The 22,250-nt window shown below is 62.3% G+C and carries 22 protein-coding genes and 1 riboswitch; of the genes, 16 read left to right on the top strand and 6 right to left on the bottom strand.

What is annotated here, in order from left to right:
- The first annotated feature begins 131 nt into the window (after positions 1-131).
- Positions 132-326 (top strand): hypothetical protein, encoded by a 195-nt coding sequence (locus tag DWX58_RS10045; protein WP_118643511.1) that lies wholly within the window; start codon positions 132-134, stop codon positions 324-326.
- Positions 327-410: 84 nt separating this feature from the next.
- On the opposite strand, the gene DWX58_RS10040 is transcribed toward DWX58_RS10045, so the two are convergent.
- The 4 genes from DWX58_RS10040 to DWX58_RS10025 form a co-directional block, all read right to left on the bottom strand.
- On the bottom strand, positions 411-1,319 hold the full coding sequence (locus DWX58_RS10040; protein WP_118643509.1) for an RluA family pseudouridine synthase: 909 nt from the start codon (positions 1,317-1,319) through the stop codon (positions 411-413).
- A complete protein-coding gene (gene lspA, locus DWX58_RS10035) occupies positions 1,294-1,791 on the bottom strand; it encodes a signal peptidase II (RefSeq protein WP_118643507.1) in 498 nt (165 codons plus the stop codon). Before lspA ends, DWX58_RS10040 begins: the two co-directional genes overlap by 26 nt.
- A 128-nt stretch (positions 1,792-1,919) precedes the next feature.
- Positions 1,920-2,924 (bottom strand): ATP-binding protein, encoded by a 1,005-nt coding sequence (locus DWX58_RS10030; RefSeq protein WP_118643505.1) that lies wholly within the window; start codon positions 2,922-2,924, stop codon positions 1,920-1,922.
- A 4-nt stretch (positions 2,925-2,928) separates the two neighbouring features.
- Positions 2,929-3,879 carry a DnaD domain protein gene (locus tag DWX58_RS10025; protein WP_118643503.1) on the bottom strand — a complete coding sequence of 317 codons (951 nt, stop codon included), beginning with the start codon at positions 3,877-3,879 and terminating at the stop codon, positions 2,929-2,931.
- Positions 3,880-4,416: 537 nt separating this feature from the next.
- Between DWX58_RS10025 and DWX58_RS10020 the strand changes: the two genes are divergently transcribed.
- The 12 genes from DWX58_RS10020 (at position 4,417) to DWX58_RS09965 (ending at position 16,551) form a co-directional block, all read left to right on the top strand.
- Complete coding sequence (locus DWX58_RS10020; RefSeq protein ID WP_118643501.1) at positions 4,417-4,728, top strand: cell division protein ZapA; 312 nt, start codon at positions 4,417-4,419, stop codon at positions 4,726-4,728.
- A 55-nt stretch (positions 4,729-4,783) separates the two neighbouring features.
- Positions 4,784-6,868, top strand: a complete 2,085-nt coding sequence (locus tag DWX58_RS10015) for a DUF3656 domain-containing protein (protein ID WP_118643498.1) — start codon at positions 4,784-4,786, stop codon at positions 6,866-6,868.
- A 47-nt stretch (positions 6,869-6,915) separates the two neighbouring features.
- Positions 6,916-7,635, top strand: a complete 720-nt coding sequence (locus DWX58_RS10010; RefSeq protein ID WP_118643496.1) for a hypothetical protein — start codon at positions 6,916-6,918, stop codon at positions 7,633-7,635.
- Positions 7,636-7,663: 28 nt separating this feature from the next.
- Entirely contained in the window at positions 7,664-8,113 is a 450-nt protein-coding gene (gene dut / locus DWX58_RS10005) for a dUTP diphosphatase (protein ID WP_118643494.1), read from the top strand.
- 29 nt (positions 8,114-8,142) lie between these two features.
- Entirely contained in the window at positions 8,143-8,994 is an 852-nt protein-coding gene (locus DWX58_RS10000; protein ID WP_118643492.1) for a DUF2262 domain-containing protein, read from the top strand.
- A 30-nt stretch (positions 8,995-9,024) separates the two neighbouring features.
- Positions 9,025-9,618, top strand: coding sequence for a Maf family protein (locus tag DWX58_RS09995; protein ID WP_118643490.1), 594 nt, complete (start codon positions 9,025-9,027; stop codon positions 9,616-9,618).
- 5 nt (positions 9,619-9,623) lie between these two features.
- A complete protein-coding gene (mreC, locus tag DWX58_RS09990) occupies positions 9,624-10,466 on the top strand; it encodes a rod shape-determining protein MreC (RefSeq protein WP_118643488.1) in 843 nt (280 codons plus the stop codon).
- Positions 10,467-10,502: 36 nt separating this feature from the next.
- On the top strand, positions 10,503-11,015 hold the full coding sequence (locus DWX58_RS09985; protein WP_118643486.1) for a rod shape-determining protein MreD: 513 nt from the start codon (positions 10,503-10,505) through the stop codon (positions 11,013-11,015).
- A 32-nt stretch (positions 11,016-11,047) separates the two neighbouring features.
- Positions 11,048-13,390, top strand: a complete 2,343-nt coding sequence (locus tag DWX58_RS09980; protein ID WP_118643484.1) for a penicillin-binding transpeptidase domain-containing protein — start codon at positions 11,048-11,050, stop codon at positions 13,388-13,390.
- 114 nt (positions 13,391-13,504) lie between these two features.
- Positions 13,505-14,317 (top strand): Mrp/NBP35 family ATP-binding protein, encoded by an 813-nt coding sequence (locus tag DWX58_RS09975; RefSeq protein WP_118643482.1) that lies wholly within the window; start codon positions 13,505-13,507, stop codon positions 14,315-14,317.
- 208 nt (positions 14,318-14,525) lie between these two features.
- A riboswitch (THF riboswitch) is annotated at positions 14,526-14,642 on the top strand.
- A 148-nt stretch (positions 14,643-14,790) separates the two neighbouring features.
- Positions 14,791-15,318 (top strand): folate family ECF transporter S component, encoded by a 528-nt coding sequence (locus DWX58_RS09970; RefSeq protein WP_118643480.1) that lies wholly within the window; start codon positions 14,791-14,793, stop codon positions 15,316-15,318.
- Between the two features lie 93 nt (positions 15,319-15,411).
- Positions 15,412-16,551, top strand: coding sequence for an aminotransferase class V-fold PLP-dependent enzyme (locus tag DWX58_RS09965; protein WP_158579254.1), 1,140 nt, complete (start codon positions 15,412-15,414; stop codon positions 16,549-16,551).
- Between the two features lie 281 nt (positions 16,552-16,832).
- On the opposite strand, the gene DWX58_RS09960 is transcribed toward DWX58_RS09965, so the two are convergent.
- Positions 16,833-17,774, bottom strand: a complete 942-nt coding sequence (locus tag DWX58_RS09960; RefSeq protein ID WP_158579253.1) for a nucleoside hydrolase — start codon at positions 17,772-17,774, stop codon at positions 16,833-16,835.
- Between the two features lie 460 nt (positions 17,775-18,234).
- Here DWX58_RS09960 and DWX58_RS15130 point away from each other — a divergent pair, with 460 nt between their 5' ends.
- From DWX58_RS15130 to DWX58_RS09950, 3 genes are read left to right on the top strand one after another with little or no spacing between them, the layout of a single operon-like run.
- On the top strand, positions 18,235-18,444 hold the full coding sequence (locus DWX58_RS15130; RefSeq protein ID WP_147382260.1) for a hypothetical protein: 210 nt from the start codon (positions 18,235-18,237) through the stop codon (positions 18,442-18,444).
- Positions 18,445-18,458: 14 nt separating this feature from the next.
- A complete protein-coding gene (locus DWX58_RS09955) occupies positions 18,459-19,964 on the top strand; it encodes a sodium:solute symporter family protein (RefSeq protein ID WP_158579252.1) in 1,506 nt (501 codons plus the stop codon).
- Positions 19,961-20,833: a DUF6282 family protein gene (locus DWX58_RS09950; protein WP_118643472.1), complete on the top strand. Its 873-nt coding sequence runs from the start codon at positions 19,961-19,963 to the stop codon at positions 20,831-20,833. The genes DWX58_RS09955 and DWX58_RS09950 overlap by 4 nt, the downstream gene beginning before the upstream one ends.
- 237 nt (positions 20,834-21,070) lie before the next feature.
- On the opposite strand, the gene gap is transcribed toward DWX58_RS09950, so the two are convergent.
- Positions 21,071-22,081 carry a type I glyceraldehyde-3-phosphate dehydrogenase gene (gene gap / locus DWX58_RS09945; RefSeq protein ID WP_118643470.1) on the bottom strand — a complete coding sequence of 337 codons (1,011 nt, stop codon included), beginning with the start codon at positions 22,079-22,081 and terminating at the stop codon, positions 21,071-21,073.
- Positions 22,082-22,250: the final 169 nt, after the last annotated feature.

Below are 22,250 nucleotides of genomic sequence, written 5' to 3'. Positions count from 1 at the left end.
CAAGGCTGTACGCAGATTTTATCTCCATTTTACCTCAATGAGACGGCATTTTCTCCTTCCATGTGCTATGCTGAATGTAGCTCACGGGGCCGGCCCCCGCGCCGCTCCCGACCTAGAAGGAGGAACCGCCTATGCTTCCCTGTCAGGGTCAATGTCCCAATTTTCAAACCGGATGCCACAAACAGTGTGCCCACTGGCGGCAGTATCTGGCCCAGCAGCAGAAAGAGCGGGAGGCTAAAACTGCCTACCTCCGCTTCTACTTCGACCTGTGCGACACGGTGACCCGCCAGCTCCGGGCCGCCACCGTCCGCTATCCCGCCCGATAAACAGCACTCCGCCTCTCTCCGGCGGTGGTCATAAAAAAGCCCGGCACAGGGAGCGCTCCCCGTGCCGGGCCTCTTCTTTTTTCATTACCGGTCCAGCTGCTTCAAGACCTTCTCAAACCAGTCAGGCAGCGGACACTCCACCTCCACCGGCTCCCCGGTGGAGGGGTGGAGAAAGCGCAGCTTCCGGGCGTGGAGGCACTGCCCCGCCAGCCCCGGCCAGGGCTTTTTGCTGCCGTACACCGTATCCCCCAGGAGGGGATGGCCGATGGAGGCCATGTGCACCCTTATCTGGTGGGTGCGCCCCGTCTCCAGCCGGCACTCCACGTGGGTATAGCCCGGGTAACGGGCCAGCACCCGCCAGTGGGTCACCGCCGCTCGGCCGTTCCGGGGCTCAATGGCCATCTTCTTCCGGTCCACCGGGTGGCGGCCAATGGGGACGTTCACCGTGCCGCTGTCCTCCCGCAGATTGCCCACCACCACCGCCTCGTAGACCCGGGCCAGGGTGTGGTCCTGAAGCTGGGCGGACAGGGCCAGATGGGCGCGGTCATTTTTTGCCGCAATGATGAGCCCCGAGGTGTCCCGGTCGATGCGGTGGACGATGCCGGGGCGCAGCTCCCCGTTGATTCCGGAGAGTGATGTTCCGCAGTGATATAACAGAGCGTTGACCAGCGTTCCGTCCGGATGGCCGGGAGCGGGGTGAACCACCAGCCCCACAGGCTTGTTCACCACAATGACGTCGGCGTCCTCATAGACGATGTCCAGGGGGATGTTCTGGGGGACCACCTCCACCGGCTGGGGCTCGGGGAGGGTGACCTCCACCACATCCCCCGGGGCGGTTTTGGTGTTCTTTTTAGCGGGCTTCCCCCCCAGGGTTACCGCCCCCTCCTCCAGAAGGCGCTGGGCGGCAGACCGGGTGAGATCGGGGAGGCTCCTGGCCAGGAAGGCGTCCAGCCGCTCCCCCGCCTGGTCAGCGGTCAGCGTCTTTGTTTCCATGGTCCCCTCCGTCCTTCCATCCGGGCTCCAGCTTTCCCGCCAGGAACAGGTAATAGAGGGCGGCGGCGATGCCGCCCACCACCACGCAGATATCCGCCACGTTGAAGACGGCGAAGTTCATGAACAGAACGTTGAACATGTCCACCACAAAGCCCCGGAAGGCCCGGTCGATGAGGTTACCCACCGCCCCCGCCAGCAGCAGGGTGAGGGTCACCCGCCCCAGGGGGTGGCGGAAGAAGCCCTTCCACAGGGCGGCGGCCAGCACCAGGGACATCACCAGGGAAACGAGGGTCAAAAGCCAGGTATGCTGATTGAACAGGGAGAAGGCGGCCCCCGTGTTCTTCACGTAGGTCAGCTCCACCAGGTAGGGGATGAAGGGCACATGGGCCCCCAGGGGAATATAGGTGAGCACCAGGTACTTCACCAGCTGGTCAACGCCCACCAGAACCAGGGCGAGAATGGCATAGGGCATAGATGGTTCCTCCGCGGTCGGATATAGTGTTCCCGGCGGGCAGGACCCCCGGGCTTTTTTCTCATTGTAGCACAGATTCCCCGGGGCCGAAAAGGCTCTCCCCGGGATTTTTCAAGGGGTTTCCGCCCTCACAGGCGGTTTTTCTTCAAGAGCCGGATGTCGTCCCCGAAGAAGTGGAGCACATGGTACTCCCCCTCCAGGCGGGAGGAAATCTGGGGCGAGTAACGCCGGGCGGCCTCCTCCAGGGTGAGGTTGGAGGAGATGACCGTGTTCCGCCCCGCCACCAGGCGGGTGTTCACCAGCTCATAGAGGGCGGACTGGGTGAACTGGGTGGTGAGCTCGCTGCCCAAGTCGTCCAGGATGAGCAGGTCGCAGTTGAGGTACCGGCGGGTCTCGTCCTTAGCCTCCCGGCCGTCGTCGCTGTCCCGCTGGAACTTTCTTGCTTCAAACTGGGCGAAGATGTTGCCCGCCGTGTCGTACACCACGGAGAAGCCATTCTCCGACACGGTGCGGGCGATGCAGGCGGACAGGAAGGTCTTGCCCAGCCCGGGCGCCCCGGACAGAAACAGGTTTTTGAAGTAGAAGCGGCCGAATTTCTGGGCGTAGTTCAGGCACACCTCATACACCAGCTCCATGTTCTCCCGGGGGGAGGCGCCCCGTCCGGGCCATGGAGTCTGGCTATAATAGTCCATACGGAAGGAGTCAAAGGACTGCTCCCCCAGGTCCAGCAGCTTGGACAGCTCCCGGATCTGCTCCTGGGCGCACAGCTTCTGGAGGCACTGGCACATCTTGGCCCCCTGCCAGCCCGTGTCCCGGCACAGGGGACACTCCGGCTTATCGTCCAGGGCGTCCTCGGGAAGCCCCATGGCCCCCAGCAGCACCGCCCGCTCCCGCTGCAGGTCCAGGTTGCGCTCCTTGATGTCCCGCACCGCCTTGGCCGGGTCCTCCCCCTGGCGCAGGGCGGCGGCCACCAGCTGGGACATGGTGCCCTGGAGCTGCTTGTCCAGCCGCTCCAGCCTGGGCTCCTTGGCGTAGACCTCCGCCCGCAGGCGCTCCAGCCGGTCCCCGCGGGCCCGGCGCCGCTCCTCCAGCTGCTCCACCGCCCGGCGCAGCACGTTTGCGTCGTATGCCATGGGCTTATGTTCCCTCCTCCTGCTTCATCCGCTCCAGCATGCGGCGCATGCGGTCCATATCCTCCCGGGCCCGGCGCTCCTCCCCCGCAGGGGCGGGAGCGGGACGCTGCTGCCCCCCCGCCTGCACCGGCCTGGGGTCCCGGTCCCCCGCCCGGACGGCGGCGGCGGTGTGCAGCCCCTTCTCGTGCCAGCGGCGGAGGATGCCGTTCATGTAGCTCCAGTCCATGGACTGTTTCTTCAGTACCGTCTTCTCGTAGGCCAGGCGGATGGTCTCGTCGTCAAAGCCCATCTCGTCCCAGGCCGCGATGTAGGTGCGCTCCCGCTCCACCAGAGGACGCAGGGGGATGTCCAGAAGGCGCAGGACCTCCCCCTCCCGGCTGCGAAGCCGGGTGAGGCGCTGGATGTGGGCCTCCGCCCGCTCCATGGTGTCGATGCCCCGGCGGGCCCAGGCAAAGCCCTCCCGGCTGATCTGGGACAGGCGTGGCTTGCGCCCGGCGCCGTATTTCCGCTCCATCTCCTCGGTACACCAGCCCACCAGCATCAAAATCACCTCAGCGGGCAGGGCCAGGTGGTCATAGAGGGTATAGAGGCTCTTTAAATCGCTGGCCGACAGCCGCTTGCCCAGGCGGTGCTCCACCGCGTCGCACAGGGCGGAGAAGGGGCTCTGCCCGTCCTCCAGGGCGTCGGTAATGTCGGCGGTGGAGTACTCCGGCGGGGGCGTCTCCTGAGGCTCCGGATCGGGCAGGGCCTCCTCCGCCGGGGCCAGGCCCACCTTCCGAAGGCTCTCCAGGGCGGGGCGCAGCCGCGCCTCCGGCCAGCTGAGCCCCCGCAGGTCCCCCCTGCGCAGCAGGTAAAGGTACAGCAGGGCCGCGTCGCCGCTGTCCAGTTGAATCAGCCGGTCCGCCGTCTGGCCCGTCATGGCCAGAAGACTGCCCGGCAGCATGGTCTGGGGCATGGGCCCCGCCTCCTTTCTCAAGCAATTTCTGTGGGTCTGTTCTTCGCACTTCTTTGTTGTCACGCTGCGGATTGGCCGCGCGGCCGGGTCGATAACGCCGCCGACTCCGCCGCCAAACAGAAGGCGCACGCGTCTTCTTGGTTTGCCGGCATCCGCTCTGTCGTTATCTCCCCTGCACGGCTATCCTCCGCGCTTCTCCGTTGTCACGCTGCGGCGGCTGCGCGACGCGTGGCTTCCCTCCGACTCGGGCTGGTCTCTGGGCCGCCCTGCGGCCCTCCGCTCGCCCTCGCTCCGGTCCATCCACGCTGCTCCGCTCGCCTCCGCGCTTCTCCGCATATTTTACCGCAAATTTCGCCCCCCGTAAACAGGAAATTCCCCCTGCCCTCTCCCCTCCCCCTTTTGCCGGGAAACCAGTTGGAAAAAGCAAAAAATTCATGGATTATTTATTTTTCAAATGTGCCCCCCTGTGGTATAATGATGAGTAAGTTGGGTTTTTGCGCCCACCCACGACTGACAGAGATAAGGGGAGGAGTTCTCATGAAGAACAAAGTGGTGGTCACCATCGCCGGCCAGGAGTACACCATGGTAGCCGTGGAGGATGAGGCCTACGTACATAGATGCGCCGCCCACGTGGACAGCCAGCTTCGGGAGCTGTCCGGCAGCCGCCTGTCCCAGGCCGACGCCGCCGTGCTGACGGCCATGAACATTGCCGACCAGTACTTCAAGGAGCAGGAGGCCTCGGAGAACCTGCGCCGCCAGCTGAAGGAGAGCCTGGAGGAGGCCAGCCGCCTGAAGGCGGAGGTGTCCGAGTGTAAGCGGGAGATCTTCAAGCTGCAGAACCGGAAGTAAAAGAGAGACGGGGCGGCTGCCGCCCCGCTTTCATTCACGCCAGGAGGTCACACCCATGCTGGAGCTTCTCGCCCCCGCCGGCTCCATGGAGTCGGTCACCGCCGCGGTGCAGAACGGCGCCGATGCGGTCTATCTTGGATACGGAGATTTTAACGCCCGCCGCAACGCGAAGAACTTCACGGATGAGGAAGCTGCGGCGGCGGTTTCTTACTGCCATCTGAGAGGGTGCAAGGTCTACCTCACCCTCAACACCCTGCTCACCGACCGAGAGCTGCCCGGCGCGGCCCAGGTGGCCGCCCACGCCAGCGCCATCGGCGTGGACGCGGTGCTGGTGCAGGACCTGGGCGTGGCCCGCATGGTGCGCCAGACGGCCCCCGACCTGCCCATCCACGCCTCCACCCAGATGAGCGTCCACTCCCTGGACGGGGTGAAGCTGTGCGCCGATCTGGGCATGACCCGGGTGGTGCTCTCCCGGGAGCTCAGCCGGGACCAGATCGCCTACATCTGCCGGAACTCCCCGGTGGAAATTGAGATTTTCGGCCACGGCGCCCTGTGCATGTGCTACTCCGGCCAGTGCTTCTTCTCCTCCGTCATCGGCGGGCGGAGCGGCAACCGGGGTCTGTGCGCCCAGCCCTGCCGGCTGAAGTACGGCTGGGGCAACAAGGCCGACAGCTACCCTCTCTCCCTCAAGGACATGTCCCTGGCCGGCCACCTCAAGGAGGTGGAGGAGATGGGGGTCAAGTGCATCAAGCTGGAGGGCCGGATGAAGCGGCCGGAGTATGTGGCCATCGTCACCGGGGTCTACTCCCGGGCCATCCGGGAGGGCCGGGAGCCCACGGCGGAGGAGCTCCGCGCCCTGGAACAGGCCTTCTCCCGCCAGGGCTTCACCGACGGCTACTTCCTGGGGAAAAAGGGCCCGGACATGTTCGGGATACGCCAGGAGGAGAAGGAGCCCCGGGAGCTCTTTGCCCAGGCCCGGGCCACCTACGAAAACGGGGAGCACCGGAAGGAGCCGGTGCGTTTCTACGCCCTCATTGAGCCGGGTCAGCCCGCCCAGGTGGCTGCCCAGGACAAGGAGGGTCACGTGGCCCAGGCGGAGGGCCCGGTGCCCGAGGAGGCCCGGAACGTCCCTCTGACCCGGGAAAAGGTGGAGGGTCAGCTTGAGCGCACCGGAGGCACCCCCTATGTGTGCGAGAAGGCCCTGGCCCGGGTGTCCGACGGCCTGTCCCTCCCCCTGTCTGCCCTCAATGCCCTGCGGCGACAGGTGCTGGACGATCTGTCCGCCCAGCGGGTGGCCCTGCCCCAGCGCCGGACAGAGCCCTTCCGCCCCGGCGTGCGGTACGAAAACCAGAAGGAGCCCCCCCAGATCACCGTCTCCCTCAGCAGTCTCAGCCAGCTCAGCGGTGAGCTTCTCTCCCGCAAGCCGGCGCTCATCTATCTCCCCGCCCAGGAGACGGCGGAGAATCCCCAGGCTCTGGAGCGCTGCCGCAAGGCGGGGGTCCCCGTGGCTGCCCTGCTGCCCCGGATCTGCTCCGACGGGGAGACCCAGGCGCTGGAGGACGCCCTGGTGGCCCTTCGGAAGCTGGGGGTGGAGGAGGCCCTGGCCGGCACCCTGGGCGTGGCCCGGCGGGCCATGGGCCTGGGCTTCCGGGTGCGGTCCGACTTTGGCATCGGAGTGTACAACAGCCAGAGCCTGAAGGAATTAAAGCGCATGGGCTTTGTGTCCGCCACCGCCTCCTTCGAGCTGAAGCTGGCCCAGATTCGTGACCTGTCCAAGGCCATTCCCCTGGAGTTCATCGCATACGGGCGGCTGCCCCTGATGATTACGGAAAACTGCATCGTCTATAACCGCTCCGGCCAGCACACCTGCGGGAACGTGAACCTGCTGGTGGACCGGAAGGGGGAGCGCTTCCCCGTGGTGAAGGCCTGGGGCTGCCGCAATGAGATTTTGAACAGCAAAAAGCTCTTCCTGGCCGATAAGTGGAACGACTGGCAGCGGGCCGGTCTGTGGGCCGGACGGCTTCACTTCACCACCGAGAACGCCTCGGAGTGTGTCCAGGTGCTGGACCGCTACCTGGGACGGGGCTCCTACCAGCCCAATGAGTACACCCGGGGTCTCTACTACCGGGATGTGGAATAAAGTCCCCTGTATGGAACATTTTAACTGAAATCGGGAGGTCGTTTTCCATGCACTGCACCCCTCCCCTGGTCCGGCTGCTCCGGGACCGGGGTAAGCGCTCCCTTCTGGCCGCCTTCGGCCTTGCCGTCTACGGCTTTGGCACTTATCTGCAGATTCAGGCCAACATCGGCCTGTCCCCCTGGAACGCCCTCAGTCAGGGCGTGGCCGACCACATCGGCTGGACCTTCGGCAACGCCTCCATCCTCATCTCCCTGCTGGTCATCGCTTTGGACCTGCTGCTGCGGGAGCCCATCGGCCTGGGCACCATTCTGGATGCCCTGGTGGTGGGCTGGTCCATCGACTTCTTCACCTGGACCGGGTGGGTACCGGTGTCCGATTCTCTGCCGGTGCAGCTGGTGCTGATGCTGGTGGGTCTGGTCATCATGTTTGTGGGGGCCTACTTCTACATGAAGCAGGGGCTGTCCTGCGGGCCCCGGGACGCCATGCTGGTGGCCCTGGGCAAACGCATCCCCCGGGTGTCCATCGGCCTTATCAATATCGCGCTGCTGGTGGCTGTTCTGGTGGCCAGCATTCTGCTGGGAGTTCCCCCGGGACTGGGCACCGTCATCACCATTCTGGGCAATGGCATCATCATGGACCTGGTGTTCAAGTGCCTCCGCTTTGAGCCCCGCTCAGTGGAGCACGAAAACCTGTTTGAAACCTGGCGGGCCATGCGTGCCGCCGCAAAGGAGTCCGGAGAGCCGGCCCAACCGGCCTCTCCCTCCTGATTTTATAAACACTGCGAGGAACCAAACTATGGAACTGAAAATCAAAGCCCTCTCCCCTAAAATCGGCCGGGAGATTCCCGCTCCCTTCTACGCCACCCCCGGCTCCGCCGCCATGGACCTCCACGCCTGTGTGGATGAGGCGGTGACCATCCCCGCCGGGGGACGGGCCGTCATCCCCACCGGTCTTGCCATCGCCCTGCCCTCCGCGGACTATGTGGCTCTGGTCTTTGCCCGCAGCGGCCTGGGCATCAAGCACGGCGTGGCCCCCGCCAACTGCGTGGGCGTCATTGACAGCGACTACCGGGGCGAGGTGATGGTGGGCCTTCAGAACTCCGGCAAGGAGGACTACACCGTGAGCCCCGGCGACCGCATCGCCCAGCTGATGATCACTCCCGTGGTTCAGGCCCAGGTCCGTCTGGTGGACGAGCTGGACGAGACCGAGCGGGGCGCGGGAGGTTTCGGCTCCACCGGCCAGTAAGCCCACCCCATTCAAGGAGGAACCAAACCATGTTCAAACTGTTTGGAAAGAAGCAGGAGCCCCAGGAGGAGGTCCGGGAGGCCGCCCTCTCCCGCCACCCCAAGGCCGCCGCGCTGGGCGCCCAGTTCTGGCAGGAGGAATTCGACATTCTGGCCGTCACCGGGGCCAACGGCTTCGGCGGCGGCGAGGAGGACGTGGGGGAGGAGTACCGCACCGTCACCCTGCCCCTCACCGCCTGGCGGGAGGACGGCGGCCCCATCCACCGTGAGGACACCGGTCTGGTGGCCCTGGCGGACGACAAGCTGCTCACCTATCTGCGCCGTCTGGCCCCGCCGGACTCCATCATCCAGGCCCGGGTACGCCAGGGTATGGGGGACAACCGCTTTTTGCTTGTGGGCCTGCCCAGTCCGGTGATGGACCCGGAGTTGAAGGCCATTCTGGACGAGCAGACCCAGGAGGTCAGCCTGTATGTGGCCGACCTGGGCACTTTTGTGCTCAACCGCACGGTGAACTGGTTCCAGGCCGATGTGGACTGGCAGGGCCAGTCCATCCAGCTGGTGTACGACCGGGGGAGCGAGGAGGAGATGAAGAAGGCCCAGGAGACCGGCCGGTCCCTCATGTCCGCCCAGGCGGACTGGGACAAGCGGGTACGGGCTTACGCCGCCGAGCAGCTTCCCATCCAGTATGAAGGACTGGAGGACGAAATGCTGGATCTCTCTCCGGAGGAGCTGGCCGGACGGCTGGAACCGGAATCCATCCAGGTCTGGGCCGACGGCTCCTTTGAATTCTGGTTCCACGACGCCGACTACCAGTGGGAACACAGCCTGCGGGTGTGCGGCAGTCTGGAGGACGGCCCGGACCAGGTGCATCTGGAGGGCTGAGTCCCACATTTCACACAAAGAGGTGTTTCCATGGCCATCATTCTCGCCTCCCAGTCGCCCCGGCGGCGGGAGCTGCTATACCAGATGGGCCTGACTCAATTTACCATCCGCCCCGCCTTAGGGGAGGAGATTGCCGACCCCGGCCTTACCCCCGCCCAGCTGGTGGAAGCCCTCTCCCGTCAGAAGGCGGAGGAGGTGGCCGGGCGGTCGGACCCCGGGGACCTGATCATCGCCGCCGACACGGTGGTGTCCATTGACGGCCAGATCTTGGGCAAGCCCCGGGACGAGGCCCACGCCAAAGAGATGCTCTCCCGCCTCTCCGGTCGGGAAAACACGGTGTACACCGGAGTCACCGTCCGCCGGGGTGATCAGATCCTCACCCAGCACGAGGCCAGTCAGGTTCGTTTCCGCCCCCTGTCCCCGGCGGAAATTGACGCCTACGTCCGCTCCGGCGAGCCCATGGACAAGGCCGGGGCCTACGGCATCCAGGGCCTTGGGGCCCTGCTGGTGGAGGGCATTGAAGGGGACTACTGCAACGTGGTTGGCCTGCCGGTGTGCCGGCTGGGCCGGATGCTGGTGGAATTTGGGGTGGACCTTCTGGCCGGTGCCCCCAGGGAGGAGTAAGCCAGGTGAAAAACTTTCTGCGTCAAAACGGAATATGGCTTTTGGCCATCGCCCTGCTGCTGTCTCTGGTCATCACCCTGAGCTCCGTGCTGTTGGGCGGCAGTGCCAATCCCCTCTCCAACGTGGTGCAGGCGGTGACCTCCCCCATCCGGGGCGGCATCTCCGCGGTGCTGGACTGGGCGGGCGGCGTATCCGACTACGTCTTCCGCTACGGGGAGATGCAGCAGGAGCTGGAGGATCTCCGCGTGCAGGTGTCCCAGCTGGAGGAACAGATCCGCCAGGGCGAGGAGGACAGCCGGGAAAACGAGCAGCTGCGGGAGCTTCTGAAGCTGCAGCAGCAGCGTCAGGACTTTGTCTTTGAAAACGCCAGAGTCACCGCCCGCTCCAACTCCAACTGGGAGTCCACCCTCACCCTGAGCAAGGGCTCCGCCGCCGGCGTGGCCGCGGGCAACTGCGTCATCACGGAGACCGGGGTGCTGGTGGGCGTGGTGTCCGAGGTGGGCACCAACTGGTGCACCGTCTCCACCGTCATCAACACCGACATTGAGATGGGCGGCATCGTCACCCGCACCTACTCCGCCGGCGTGCTGGAGGGAGACTTCTCCCTTATGAGCCAGGGCAAGCTGAAGCTCAACTACCTGCCCGAGGGGGCCCAGCTGGTCTCCGGGGACGAGGTGCTCACCTCCGGCAAGGGAGACGTGTATCCCTCCGGCCTGGTGGTGGGCCGGGTGGAGGGCGTGTTTACCGACCCCTCCGGCATGACCCGCTACGCCGTTATTACCCCCGACGTGGATCTCAGCTCCCTCATTGAAGTGTTCGTCATCAAGGATTTTGACATTGTGGAATAACCGCTCCACCCCAGTTTTCCGAGAGGAGGTCCTCCCTTGACCCGACGGGACCTGATGCACAAATGGCTGATCTACACCCTGGGCCTTGTGCCCATCTGGCTGCTGGACGCCTATATTCTCCCCCGCTTCCCCCTCTTCGGCACCACTCCCATTCTGCTGCCGGTGGCGGTGGTGGCAGTGGCCGTTCTGGAGGGCGCCCACGCCGGGGCCGGCTTCGGCATGGGGGTGGGCCTTCTGTGGGCGCTGGCCTACCCGGGCGGCTACGGCAGCCGGGTGTTCCTTTTGTCCCTTCTGGGCATGGCCTCCGGCGCCCTGTGCCAGTATGTGCTGAGCCAGTCCCTGGCCGGGTGCATGCTGTGTGCCGCGGGGGTGGTGGCCCTACTGGATCTCCAGCAGATTTTCCGCCTTCTGCTGGCCGACCTGGCACATTTGCCCGCCCTTTTGCAGGTGGCTGTCCCCGAATGGCTGCTGACCATGCTCTGGACTCCCATCATCTACGTTCTCTTCCGGGCCATTTTCCGCCGCGTGGGCGGGACCAAGCTGGCCTGACCCATTTCCCCTCGTAAGGAGGTGCTCCGTTTATGGATCCCAAGCAATTTTCCCGCCGTCTGTGCGCGGTGGTGGTACTCCTGGCCCTACTTCTCACCGGAATGGGCTCCGCCCTCTATGATCTGCAGATCAACAACGGCGAGGACTACTACCGCCAGTCCCAATATAAAATCGCCGAAACCGAGACTGTGGAGGCCGCCCGGGGCCAGATTCTGGACCGGAACGGCCGGGTGTTGGTCTCCAATGAGGTGGTCTATCAGGTCACCCTGGACCCCGACCTTCTGAAGAAGAGCCCCGACCCGGAGGACGGCCGCACCCCGGAGCAGTGCCGCAACGACACCCTCTCCGCCCTGCTGGCCATCTGCCGGGAGGAAGGGGTAGAGTGGACGGATACCCTGCCCATCTCCCAGACCCAGCCCTTTACCTTCACCACGGAGAATCCCTACTACACCACCTCCACCGATGAGGATGGGAACACGGTCCGCTCGCTCACCCAGCTGGGCAAGCTGGCGGTGAAGATGAAGTGGATCTCCGACCCCACCGTGGAGGCGGAGGAGACCGAGGAGACCCAGGAGGAGCCCGCCGCCCCCAAGGAGCCGGGGCTGTGGGATAAAATCAAGGCCTTCCTCACCGGCAGCGACCCCACCCCGGAGACCACTCCGGCCACGGTCAAGGATGACACGCCTCCCACCTATCTCTCGGCGGAAGAGCTGCTGGGAAAAATGTGTGAGAGCTTCTCCATCAAAGGAGAGGGCGCCGTGGACCGGAAGAAAGCCGAGGAAGCCGGCGAGACGGTGCCCACCCTGAACATCGGCGACCTGGACCCCCTGGAGGCCCGGGCTCTGGCCGGGGTGGTGTACGGAATCACCCTGCGCACCCAGGAAATCACCTGGAACCCCTATATCTTTGCCGAAGACGTGGACATCGACTTTATCTCCCAGGTGAAGGAGAAGAGCCTCAACGGCGTGGTCATTGAAGCGGCCACCGTCCGCCAGTACCACACCGACTACGCCGCCCACATTCTGGGCCGGGTGGGCCCCATCTACCAGGAGGAGTGGGATCACTACAAGAACCTGGACGAGGATGGCGACGGCAAGGCCGACTACCAGATGGACGACACCGTGGGCAAGGAGGGCGTGGAGCTGGCCTTCGAGTCCTACCTGCGGGGCACCTCCGGGGAGCGCATTGTGGAGCGCAACACCAGCGGCAAGGTGGTCTCCCAGGCCTGGCAGAGCGAGCCGGAGCCCGGAGACAACGTGGTGCTCACCATCGACATCGACCTGCAGAAGAAGGTGGAGGACACCCTGGCTGAGTCCCTGCCCAATCTGGAAAGTAAGGAAGTGGAGGGTGCCGCCTGCGTGGTGCTGGATGTGGACAGCGGCGACGTGCTGGCCTCCGCCTCCTACCCCACCTACTCCCTGGCCACCTTCTCCCAGGACTGGAAGGAAAACTCCTCCAACCCCCTCAATCCCCTGGTGAACCGGGCCCTCAACGGTCTCTATCCTCCCGGCTCCACCTTTAAAATGATCACCGCCATCGCTGCTCTGGAGACCGGCATCATCACCCCGGACACCAAGATCCGGGACGAGGGTATCTACACCTACTGGTCCAGCCCCCAGCCCAAGTGCTGGTACTACCGCCAGTACGGCCAGAAGCACGGCCTCATTGATGTCTCCGAGGCTATCGAGGTCTCCTGCAACTACTTCTTCTACGACGTGGGCCGCCGGCTGGGCATCGACACCCTGGTGGACTACGCCACCCGCTTTGGCCTGGGCCAGGAGACGGGCATTGAGCTGCCGGAAAAGGTGGGCGGCGTGGGCAGCCCCGAGCGGTCTGAGGCCCTCGGCCAAAAGTGGTACGAGGGCAACATCCTCAACGTGGCCATCGGACAGGACAACACCCAGGTCACCCCCATCCAGCTGGCCAACTATATTGCCACTCTGGTCAACGGCGGCACCCGCTACTCCACCCACCTGCTCAAGGAGGTCAAGTCCAGCGACTTCTCTCAGATCCTCTACACCTACGAGCCGGAGGCCGTGGAGACCATTGAGATTCAGGACGAAAACCTGAACGCGGTGAAGGCGGGCATGCTGGCCCTGACCACCGAGGGCTCAGTGGCCAAGTACTTCCAGGACCTTCCGGTCCAGGTGGGCGCCAAGACGGGCTCCGCCCAGGTCAGCGCCCAGACCGAGTCCAACGCCGTCTTCGTCTGCTTTGCCCCCTATGACGACCCGGAAATCGCCATGGCCATCGCCGTGGAGCACGGCGGCAGCGGCTCTGAGCTGGGCGCTATGGCGGCGGAGATCTTCTCCTACTACTTCTCCACCCAGGAGGGGCGTGAGGACATCCCCACCGAAAACACGCTGGTGCGCTGAGCCGCCTTGGTTTCGGCGGAAAATCCCTTGACGAGGGGAAGAAAAACCATTACACTCATACTTTGGTAAGAAGCTCCCGGATGTTCCGGGAATGAATAAAGGAGATGCCTTTTCATGTCTGAAAGCTGCACCCACAACTGTTCCAGCTGCAGTGCTGACTGTTCCTCCCGGGACATGCGTGTCCCGGCCAATGCCAAGTCCTCCATCACCCGCGTCATTGCCGTGGTCAGCGGCAAGGGCGGCGTAGGCAAGAGCACCGTCACCGCCTCTCTGGCGGTGGCCATGGCCCGCAAGGGCCGCAAGGTGGCCATCTTGGACGCCGACATCACCGGTCCCTCCATCCCCACCGCCTTCGGCATCCATGAGAAGGCCACCGGCACCGACGAGGGCATTGACCCCGCCGTCACCGCCGGCGGCATCAAGCTCATGTCCCTGAACCTGCTCACCGCCAATGAGACCGACCCCGTCATCTGGCGCGGCCCCGTCATCGCCGGCGTAGTCACCCAGTTCTGGCAGGACGTGGTGTGGGGCGACGTGGACTACATGTTCGTGGACATGCCTCCGGGAACGGGCGACGTGCCCCTCACTGTGTTCCAGTCCCTGCCTGTGGACGGCGTCATCGTGGTCACCTCTCCCCAGGACCTGGTGTCCATGATCGTCACCAAGGCGGTGAACATGGCCCGGATGATGAACATCCCCGTGCTGGGCCTGGTGGAGAATTACAGCTACTTCCAGTGCCCCGACTGCGGCAGCCGCCACTCCATCTTCGGCGAGAGCCATCTGGACGAGGTGGCCGCCCAGCTGGAGACCCCGGTGCTGGCCCGTCTGCCCATCGACCCCAGCCTGGCTGCCGCCTTCGACGCCGGCAAGCTGGAGCAGGTGGAGCGCAACTATCTGGAGGAAGTGGCCAGCCGTCTGGACGGCTGAGCCCCCTCTCAACCCCCGCTTTCCATCAAAAAAGACGGTCTCGGAGAGGCCGCCTTTTTTTGTGCAGAAAAACCCCCGCCTTACCCTTATTTCCGCAGGCGCAGTCCCCCTTCCGATTTAATTCCTGCGTTTTTTCTCCGCCCCTCTTGTAATTTTTAAAGGTTATGATATAATGTAGCCGGTTTCGGGGCAGAGCTCCGAAATCCCTAGCAGAGTAGGACCTTGTGCGTATCATACCCATTGGTATCCAGTGCCCGCCGAACGGGGAGTTGACGGTGGGACGAATAGCTTTGAGCTAGCGATACAAGGCTCGCATCCCATTGCTACATAACGAGAATTTGCCGCTTGACGCCTCTTTTTATGTAGCCGCGCTTACATAAAAGGGAGGTTTTTTTATGCCTGTCTTTTGGTAGCGCCCCCGTTCCCCACTTCATCCCCGCAGCCACTTAAATTTTTGTTCGGAGGGTACATTTATGAGCGTCACTACCAAAAAAATCGCCATGATGGGCATGCTGCTGGCAGCCCAGGTCGTGGCCGGCATGTTCTTTTCCATCAAGCTCCCCCTGGTCACCATCGGCTTCATCTTCCTGCCCCTGTCCATTACCAGCATGCTCTACGGTCCCCTGTGGGGTGCCGCCGCCGCTGTGATGGGCGACTTCCTCATCGCTGCCTTGGGCCCCTACGGCTACTATCCTCCCATGGCCACCACCGCCTTCCTCAGCGGTCTCATCTACGGCCTGTTCCTCTACCGTAAGCCCATCACCATCCCCCGCGTCTCTCTGTGCGTCATCACCGAGTCTCTGCTGTGCAGCGTGCTGCTCCAGACCTACTGGCTGACCACGCTGATGAACAAGGCCTATCTGGTGCTGCTGCCCACCCGCCTGTTCCAGAATGCTCTGGTTGCTCCGGTGAGCATCATCTGCATCTACATTGTGGCCCCCCGTGTGCTGGCCGTTGCCGGAAAGATCTTCGGCGCCACTCCCAGCCTGGCCGGCAAATAAGTTTCGTTCCCCCTTCGGCCCGTTCCGTGCCCCGGCATGGGACGGGCCGTTTTTTATTTCCCTCGCCCACGGGGCAGAAAGAAGGTTTTTTCTATGGCACTGGACACATTCCGCAGCCACTTTTCCCAGACCACCCAGAACGGAATCTTTTTTGACAACGCCTCCATGGGCCCGGTGGCCCCGGAGGTCACCGCGGCCATGACCGCCTGCATGGAGCTGCGGCAGGCCATGCCCATGAAGTACTATCAGTACGCCGCCCGGGTCTTCCCCGCCTGCCAGGCGCTCCTGGCCCGTCTCATCGGCAGCCGCCCGGAGGAGATCGCCTTCACGGAAAATGTGGCCTACGGCATCAACTCCGCCGCCAATTCCCTCCCTCTCCAGGCGGGGGACAACGTCATATTGTGCGACCGGGAGTTTGCCTCCAACGTCTACCCCTGGCTGCGGCTGCAGAAGGCCAAGGGAGTGGAGGCCCGGATCATCCCCAACGACGGGGGCGGACTGACGGTGGACCGGCTGGAGCAGTACGCCGACGCCCGCACCCGGGCGGTGACGGTGAGCAGCGTGGAATTTTCCGACGGCTTTGCCACTGACCTGGAGGCCATCGGCAGCTGGTGTCAGGCCCACGGGGCCTACCTCATTGTGGACTGTGCCCAGTCCCTGGGCGTCATGCCCATGGATGTGAAGCGCTTCCACATCGACTTCCTGGCGGGTCTGGCCTCCAAGTGGCTGCTGGGCCCCTTCTCTACCGGTTTCCTCTACGTCCGTGAGGATCTGGCCCGGGAGCTGGAGCCCCCCTTTGCCGGGGCGGACAGCGTAAAAATTGACGTGGACTCGGTGGACTACTGCCTGGACTGGCGGGAGGGCGCCGCCCGGTTTGAGCTGGGTCTGCCCAATGCCCCGGGCATCGCAGGCCTCCACGCCTCCCTGCAGCTGATGGACCAGGTAGGCTTTGAGGCCATCCGCCGGGAGGCCTGGCAGGTGAGCGGCTACCTCATTGACGGGCTGAAGGAGCTGGGCGCCGACCTGGCCCCCTGCGTCCTCCGGGATGACACCCGCTCCACCATCGTCTCCTTCTCCACCCCCGACCCCCAGCAGACCTACCAGTACCTGCGGGGCCGGGACATTGCCTGTTCCCTGCGCTGCGGCCTCATCCGTATGGGTATCCACGGCTATAACACCACCCAGGAGGCCGACCAGGTTCTGGAGGTCCTCCGCCCCCATCTGGCCCGCTGAAAGCAGCAAGCGGCCCTGTCCTTCCCGGACAGGGCCGTTCTGGCTGTTTAACAGCCAGAATTCCGTTACTTTTTCGCCCGGGATGGGGCGAAAAAGTCCTCGCTTAGCTCGCCGCATCCCTTGTTGCACAAGGAATGCGGGGAATTTGATTTCATTCGAGGCGGGCGGCTGCCCCCTCGAGCTCCCCCGCCCATTCTCCAAACAGCTACCTCACTCCAGAGGGTTTTCCACAAAGGGAAGCGGCCCTGTCTTTGCCAGACAGGGCCGCTTTTTTGGTCTCTTTATTTCTTTTCGTAGGTCTGGAACAGGTCCACAAACCACCGCCAGAATCGCCCCAGGTCAATGTCTTCAGCGCACCACACGTTCTTTTCCTTGTCCGGGCACACATCCCGGAAGTCCGCCACCGTCATGCCCCGGGTGATGGTGCCCTCCGTCTCCACATCCATGTAGTACTTCTTAAAGGTAAGCACCGAGGGGTTCACCAGCGCGCAGAAGGCCACCACGTCATGGAGGTTGGCCTCGTCATAGCCCCACTCCTTGTTCCGCCGCAGGCAGAAGTCGATGACCTGGGAAGCCAGCTGGGCCTCGGGGGTCTCCACCCGCTCCACTGCCTCCTTGACCCACATGGGCACTGCCGTCTTCAGGGTGACGTCCAGACCCACCATGGTCACGTCCAGACCGGAGCGGAAGACAATCTGCATGGCCTCCGGGTCGGCATAGGCGTTGAACTCTGAGGCCTGGGTGGTGTTGCCCCCCACCAGGCACCCGCCCATGAGGTACACCTTTTTAATGAGCCCCACCAGATCGGGGTAGCGCTGGAGAGCCGTGGCCAGGTTAGTCTGGGGAGCGGTGCCGATGTAAATGAGCTCCCCGGCGCAATCCACGGCGATGTCGTGGAGCATCTGGGCGGCGTCCTTCTCACAGAAGGGCCGGGCCGAGGCGGGAATCACCACGTCGCCGAAGCCGGTGGCCCCGTGGGAGACGGAGCACTGCAGCTCCCGCTTCAGGGGCCGGTCCGCCCCCTTGGCCACGGGGATATCCGTGTGCCCCAACAGGTCCACAATGTTCAGGGTGTTGGAGGCGGTGGCGGACAGGGGAACATTTCCAGCTACGGCAGTGATGGCTTTGATGTCCAGCTGGTTCCGGCTCATCAGGGCGCAGATGATAGCGATAGCGTCATCCGTCCCGGTGTCCACGTCCATCACCACAGGTATTTTTTTCATAGGCTTCTCCTCCCAAGCATCGTTGGTGCGGCCAAAGGCCGGTCTCTGTTTGTCGTATAAAGTAATAGTACCCTGCTCCATCCGTCTGCGCAAGTCTCCCGCCGCATTTTTTCCACAATACAGGCCCTCCGCCCCTGCTGCAAAGGCAGCTGCATTTGGGAACCGTATCACATAAACCCTTCGGCTTCATGTGCCGGATGGGCATCCGCTCCCCCATGATTGGGTAAACTCTTCCGCCCATTTCTGCTCTGCACCATCGGTCCATTTCCAGATTTCCAGACATTTTTCGTGCTCTATGTACAATGGCGGCACAAGCAATTCCGCCTTTTCATGTAAGGTTGCAAAAACTTTTATTTCAGCTGCAATTTTCCTTGCATTTTCTCTTCACGCGCCTTATAATTTAGTTCACTATTTATCTAGTGTGCTAAATCGATAGTGTGTAAATGCAAGGAGGAGAATTATGAAACAAAATCGAAAGGGCCGCGCCATTTACGTCCTTATTTGGGTACTGGCCTTTGCCCTGGTCAACTACCCCATTGGCGCCTGGGCATCTAACAAACTGGAACCGTATATTTTAGGTTTGCCTTTTAGCGTATGTTACTTTTGGGTGGCCTATACGCTGCTGATTCTGGCCGGCGTACTGCTGGCCTGGAAGGCTATGCGGGATTGAGAGGGGATATGGATATGGATATGGATATGGACAACTGGCAGATTATTCTGATTATTGTGGCGCTTTATTGCGCCCTGGTCATCGCGGTAGGCGTATTCACCCGGACAAAAGGGGAAAGCACCCTGCAGGACTACTTTGTGGGCAACCGCTCCCTGGGTGCCTTTGTGGCCTTTTTTACTTATGTAGCGACCTTCCACAGCAGCTTTGCCTTTATTGGCGCCGCAGGTCAGATGTACTCCTCCGGCATCAAATTCTTTGCCACCTTTACCTCCTGTGTGGTCAGTCCCCTGATGATTTACATCATCGGCCGTCCCACATGGTATCTGGGACAGAAGTATAACTACATGACCCAGGGCGAACTGGTGGGCGACTACTACGAGAGCAAGGCTCTTCGCTATCTGGTGGCTGTGGTCAGCCTGGTTTTCCTGATTCCCTATCTCCAGTCCCAGATTGCGGCCGGCGGAATCATCTTCCAGACCATTACCGAGGGGCGGGTTTCCTATCTTCTGGGCTGCGTCATTTTGTACGCTGTTATCATCAGCTACATTCTGCTGGGCGGCTTTAAGGCCGTCGCCTGGACGGACACCGTTCAGGGCATTTTGATGATCGTCATGATCTGGATTGCCGGCGGCGTCATTTTGGTGCGCACCAGCGGCAGCATGAACTGGAGCAATCTGATGCAGACCATGGCGACCCAGTACCCGGAAAAGGTACTGATCCCCGCGGAATACTGGCCCACCTATATGACTTCCTTCATCTCTCTGTTCGGCATCTCCATTTATCCCCCTTCCTTCCAGCGCTTCTTTGCGGTAAAGAATCCCAAAACCCTGAAGTGGCTGTCGGTTACCACTCCCATTTATCTGATCTTCTTCTACGTGCCCATCATGATCATCGCCTTCTCCGGCGTGGTCTATATGCCGAACCTGGAGAGCGCCGATCAGGTGGTTCCCATGATGCTGACCCAGTACGCCTCTCCCATTTTGGTGGGTCTGGTCATGGCCGGCGCTTTGGCGGCCACTATGTCCTCCACGGACTCCCAGCTGCACAGCGCTTCCTCCATTTTTACCGTCGATCTCTACAAGGGATTCAAGCCGGACGCCTCGGATAAGCAGGCACTGTTCTCCGGCAAGACCTTTATCGTAATCATCAGTGCCGCTGCCCTGATTCTCAGTCAGTACTCCAGCGCCCTGATCACCACCATCGTCACCATTGCCCTGGGCGGCTGCCTGCAGATTCTGCCTTCCCTTATCGGTGCCCTGTACTGGAAGGGCGCCTCCAGGCTGGGCGCGCTGAGCGGATTGATCGTGGGCGTCATTGTGGTCATCCTGACCCAATACGTCCCCGCCATCAAAACACCCCTGGGTCTGTCCAGCGGCTTCTGGGGGCTGGTATGCAATCTGCTGGTCTTCTTCCTGGTCAGTCGGGCAACGCCCAAGCCCTCTGCGGCAACCGTCCAGAAATTCCACGGCTATCTGGAGGAAGTGAACCGCCAGAGCGACCGAAAGGCGGCGGCGCGATGAACGGCGGATACGATCTCCATTTTCACGTGGGGCCAGAGGTGATTCCCCGCCGGTGTGATGCGCTCCGGGCCGGGGAAGAGCTGCGCCGGGACGGGATGTCCGGCGCGGTGCTGAAAAGCCATTACTTCTCCACCGCGCCCTTTGCACAAATGGCCCGGGAGCAGGGATTTGACAATGTATATGGCGCGCTGGTGCTCAATCACTACGTGGGGGGACTGAACCCCTTTGCCCTGCGCGGCTCTCTGCGCATGGGGATGCTTAAGATCGTTTGGATGCCCACAGTCCATGCCGCTGCGCACCTGGCGGTGCGGAAAGCAGACGGAGAACAGTATGACATCCCCCCTGAATGGACCGGAGGCATCATTACCGGCACCCCGGTGGATCAGGTCCCCCCTATTTCCATTACAGCCCGGGATGTTCAGGAGCCATTAAAGGAACTCCTGCGCATCATTGCAGACCAGGATCTGATCTTGGCCACAGGACACATCTCCCGGGACGAGGTCTTCCACCTGGTTCCCCTGGCCCACAGCCTTGGCGTCACAAAAATCATCCTGACCCACCCCTCTTATGAAACCACCCGGCTGTCCTTGGATGATATCCGCGCGCTCACCGCTCTGGATGGGGTATATGCGGAACAGAGCTATGCCCTCATGCCAATTGATGGGCAGACCCCGGATCAGGTGGCAGGATACATCCGGGGTGTGGGGGCGGAGCACACCATTATGACCACCGACTTGGGACAGTTGGGACGGCAGTCCTCCGGCGAAGGCCTGGCCCTGTTCCGCAGTCTGATGGAAGCGGAAGGCATTACGCCCGCCGAACTGGATCTTATGACCATCCGGAATCCCGCTCGTCTTTTGGGGGTCTAGATTGGCGGCAGGCTGAGCCCATCTGCCCGCTGCACCCCTTCCCCGATCTTGTCTCAGCCACAGCATGTTTCACATCTAAGAACAAGTTCTATAAAAGAAATGTGCCGCAGAGGGAATCCCTTTGCGGCACACTTCTTTTTCCATAAAAAACACTCCTTTCCCAACGAAGCGTCGGAAAAGGAGTGTCTTTGTCTTTTATTGATTTAAAAAGTTGTAAAACAGCTTTTTGGAATCAAATTACTTGTGGTCGACGGAGTACATGTGCTTGATCAGCTCCAGAACCTTGTTGGAGTAGCCGATCTCGTTGTCGTACCAGGACACGACCTTCACGAAGGTGTCGGTCAGAGCGATGCCGGCGTCGGCGTCGAAGATGGAGGTGCGGGTGTCGCCCAGGAAGTCGGAGGACACGACGGCCTCGTCGGTGTAACCCAGGATGCCCTTCAGCTCGCCCTCGGAGGCCTCCTTCATGGCGGCGCAGATCTCCTCGTACTTGGCGGGCTTCTCCAGGTTAACGGTCAGGTCAACGACGGACACGTCCAGGGTGGGAACACGCATGGACATACCGGTCAGCTTGCCGTTCAGGGAGGGGATAACCTTGCCCACGGCCTTGGCGGCGCCGGTGGAGGAGGGGATGATGTTGCCGGTAGCAGCACGGCCGCCGCGCCAATCCTTCAGAGAAGGACCGTCAACGCTCTTCTGGGTAGCGGTAACAGAGTGCACGGTGGTCATCAGGCCGTCCTTGATGCCCCACTTGTCGTTCAGAACCTTGGCGATGGGGGCCAGGCAGTTGGTGGTGCAGGAGGCGTTGGACACGAAGTTCATGTCGGAGGTGTACTTATCCAGGTTCACGCCGCAGACGAACATGGGGGTGTCGTCCTTGGAGGGAGCGGACATAACAACCTTCTTGGCGCCGGCGTCCAGGTGGCCCTGAGCCTTCTCCTTGGTCAGGAACAGACCGGTGGACTCCACAACGTACTCAGCACCCAGCTTGCCCCAGGGCAGGTCGGCGGGGTTACGCTCGGCGGAGACAGGGATCTCCTTGCCGTTGACCACGATGGCGTTCTCGGTGTAGCTGACCTCGGCCTCGCACTTGCCGTGCATGGTATCATACTTCAGCATGTAAGCCAGGTAGTCGGCGGGGCACAGATCGTTGATGCCGACAATCTCGATCTCAGGATGATTCAGGCTGGCGCGGAACACCATACGGCCGATACGGCCAAAGCCATTGATGCCAACTTTGATGCTCATGTTGAATTTCTCCTTTTCACAATAATCAAGTATTTGCGTCTCTTGATTGGGTTCAGTCTGTATTATACCCCGTTTTTACCGATTTTCCAAGTAGCTTTTTTTCCAGAATTCATCAATTTTTTCGTGCAAAATTAGCCATACCGCAAAGGAAGCCCGGGCTTATCCCTTC

It is taken from the genome of Pseudoflavonifractor sp. AF19-9AC, assembly GCF_003478995.1.
Taxonomy (GTDB): Bacteria; Bacillota; Clostridia; order Oscillospirales; family Oscillospiraceae; genus Lawsonibacter.
Note: the sequence above shows the minus strand (reverse complement) of the source record. Positions and strands in the feature narration are given on the sequence as shown.

Coding starts and splice junctions, on each gene's coding strand:
- DWX58_RS09950 (WP_118643472.1), top strand. CDS start 19,961: ATGAACGGCGGATACGATCTCCATTTTCACGTGGGGCCAGAGGTGATT.
- lspA (WP_118643507.1), bottom strand. CDS start 1,791: ATGCCCTATGCCATTCTCGCCCTGGTTCTGGTGGGCGTTGACCAGCTG.
- DWX58_RS10040 (WP_118643509.1), bottom strand. CDS start 1,319: ATGGAAACAAAGACGCTGACCGCTGACCAGGCGGGGGAGCGGCTGGAC.
- DWX58_RS09970 (WP_118643480.1), top strand. CDS start 14,791: ATGAGCGTCACTACCAAAAAAATCGCCATGATGGGCATGCTGCTGGCA.
- DWX58_RS09975 (WP_118643482.1), top strand. CDS start 13,505: ATGTCTGAAAGCTGCACCCACAACTGTTCCAGCTGCAGTGCTGACTGT.
- DWX58_RS10020 (WP_118643501.1), top strand. CDS start 4,417: ATGAAGAACAAAGTGGTGGTCACCATCGCCGGCCAGGAGTACACCATG.
- DWX58_RS09995 (WP_118643490.1), top strand. CDS start 9,025: ATGGCCATCATTCTCGCCTCCCAGTCGCCCCGGCGGCGGGAGCTGCTA.
- dut (WP_118643494.1), top strand. CDS start 7,664: ATGGAACTGAAAATCAAAGCCCTCTCCCCTAAAATCGGCCGGGAGATT.
- DWX58_RS09955 (WP_158579252.1), top strand. CDS start 18,459: ATGGATATGGATATGGACAACTGGCAGATTATTCTGATTATTGTGGCG.
- DWX58_RS10010 (WP_118643496.1), top strand. CDS start 6,916: ATGCACTGCACCCCTCCCCTGGTCCGGCTGCTCCGGGACCGGGGTAAG.
- DWX58_RS10030 (WP_118643505.1), bottom strand. CDS start 2,924: ATGGCATACGACGCAAACGTGCTGCGCCGGGCGGTGGAGCAGCTGGAG.
- DWX58_RS10045 (WP_118643511.1), top strand. CDS start 132: ATGCTTCCCTGTCAGGGTCAATGTCCCAATTTTCAAACCGGATGCCAC.
- DWX58_RS09980 (WP_118643484.1), top strand. CDS start 11,048: ATGGATCCCAAGCAATTTTCCCGCCGTCTGTGCGCGGTGGTGGTACTC.
- DWX58_RS10015 (WP_118643498.1), top strand. CDS start 4,784: ATGCTGGAGCTTCTCGCCCCCGCCGGCTCCATGGAGTCGGTCACCGCC.
- DWX58_RS09965 (WP_158579254.1), top strand. CDS start 15,412: ATGGCACTGGACACATTCCGCAGCCACTTTTCCCAGACCACCCAGAAC.
- DWX58_RS09960 (WP_158579253.1), bottom strand. CDS start 17,774: ATGAAAAAAATACCTGTGGTGATGGACGTGGACACCGGGACGGATGAC.
- DWX58_RS10000 (WP_118643492.1), top strand. CDS start 8,143: ATGTTCAAACTGTTTGGAAAGAAGCAGGAGCCCCAGGAGGAGGTCCGG.
- DWX58_RS15130 (WP_147382260.1), top strand. CDS start 18,235: ATGAAACAAAATCGAAAGGGCCGCGCCATTTACGTCCTTATTTGGGTA.
- gap (WP_118643470.1), bottom strand. CDS start 22,081: ATGAGCATCAAAGTTGGCATCAATGGCTTTGGCCGTATCGGCCGTATG.
- DWX58_RS10025 (WP_118643503.1), bottom strand. CDS start 3,879: ATGCCCCAGACCATGCTGCCGGGCAGTCTTCTGGCCATGACGGGCCAG.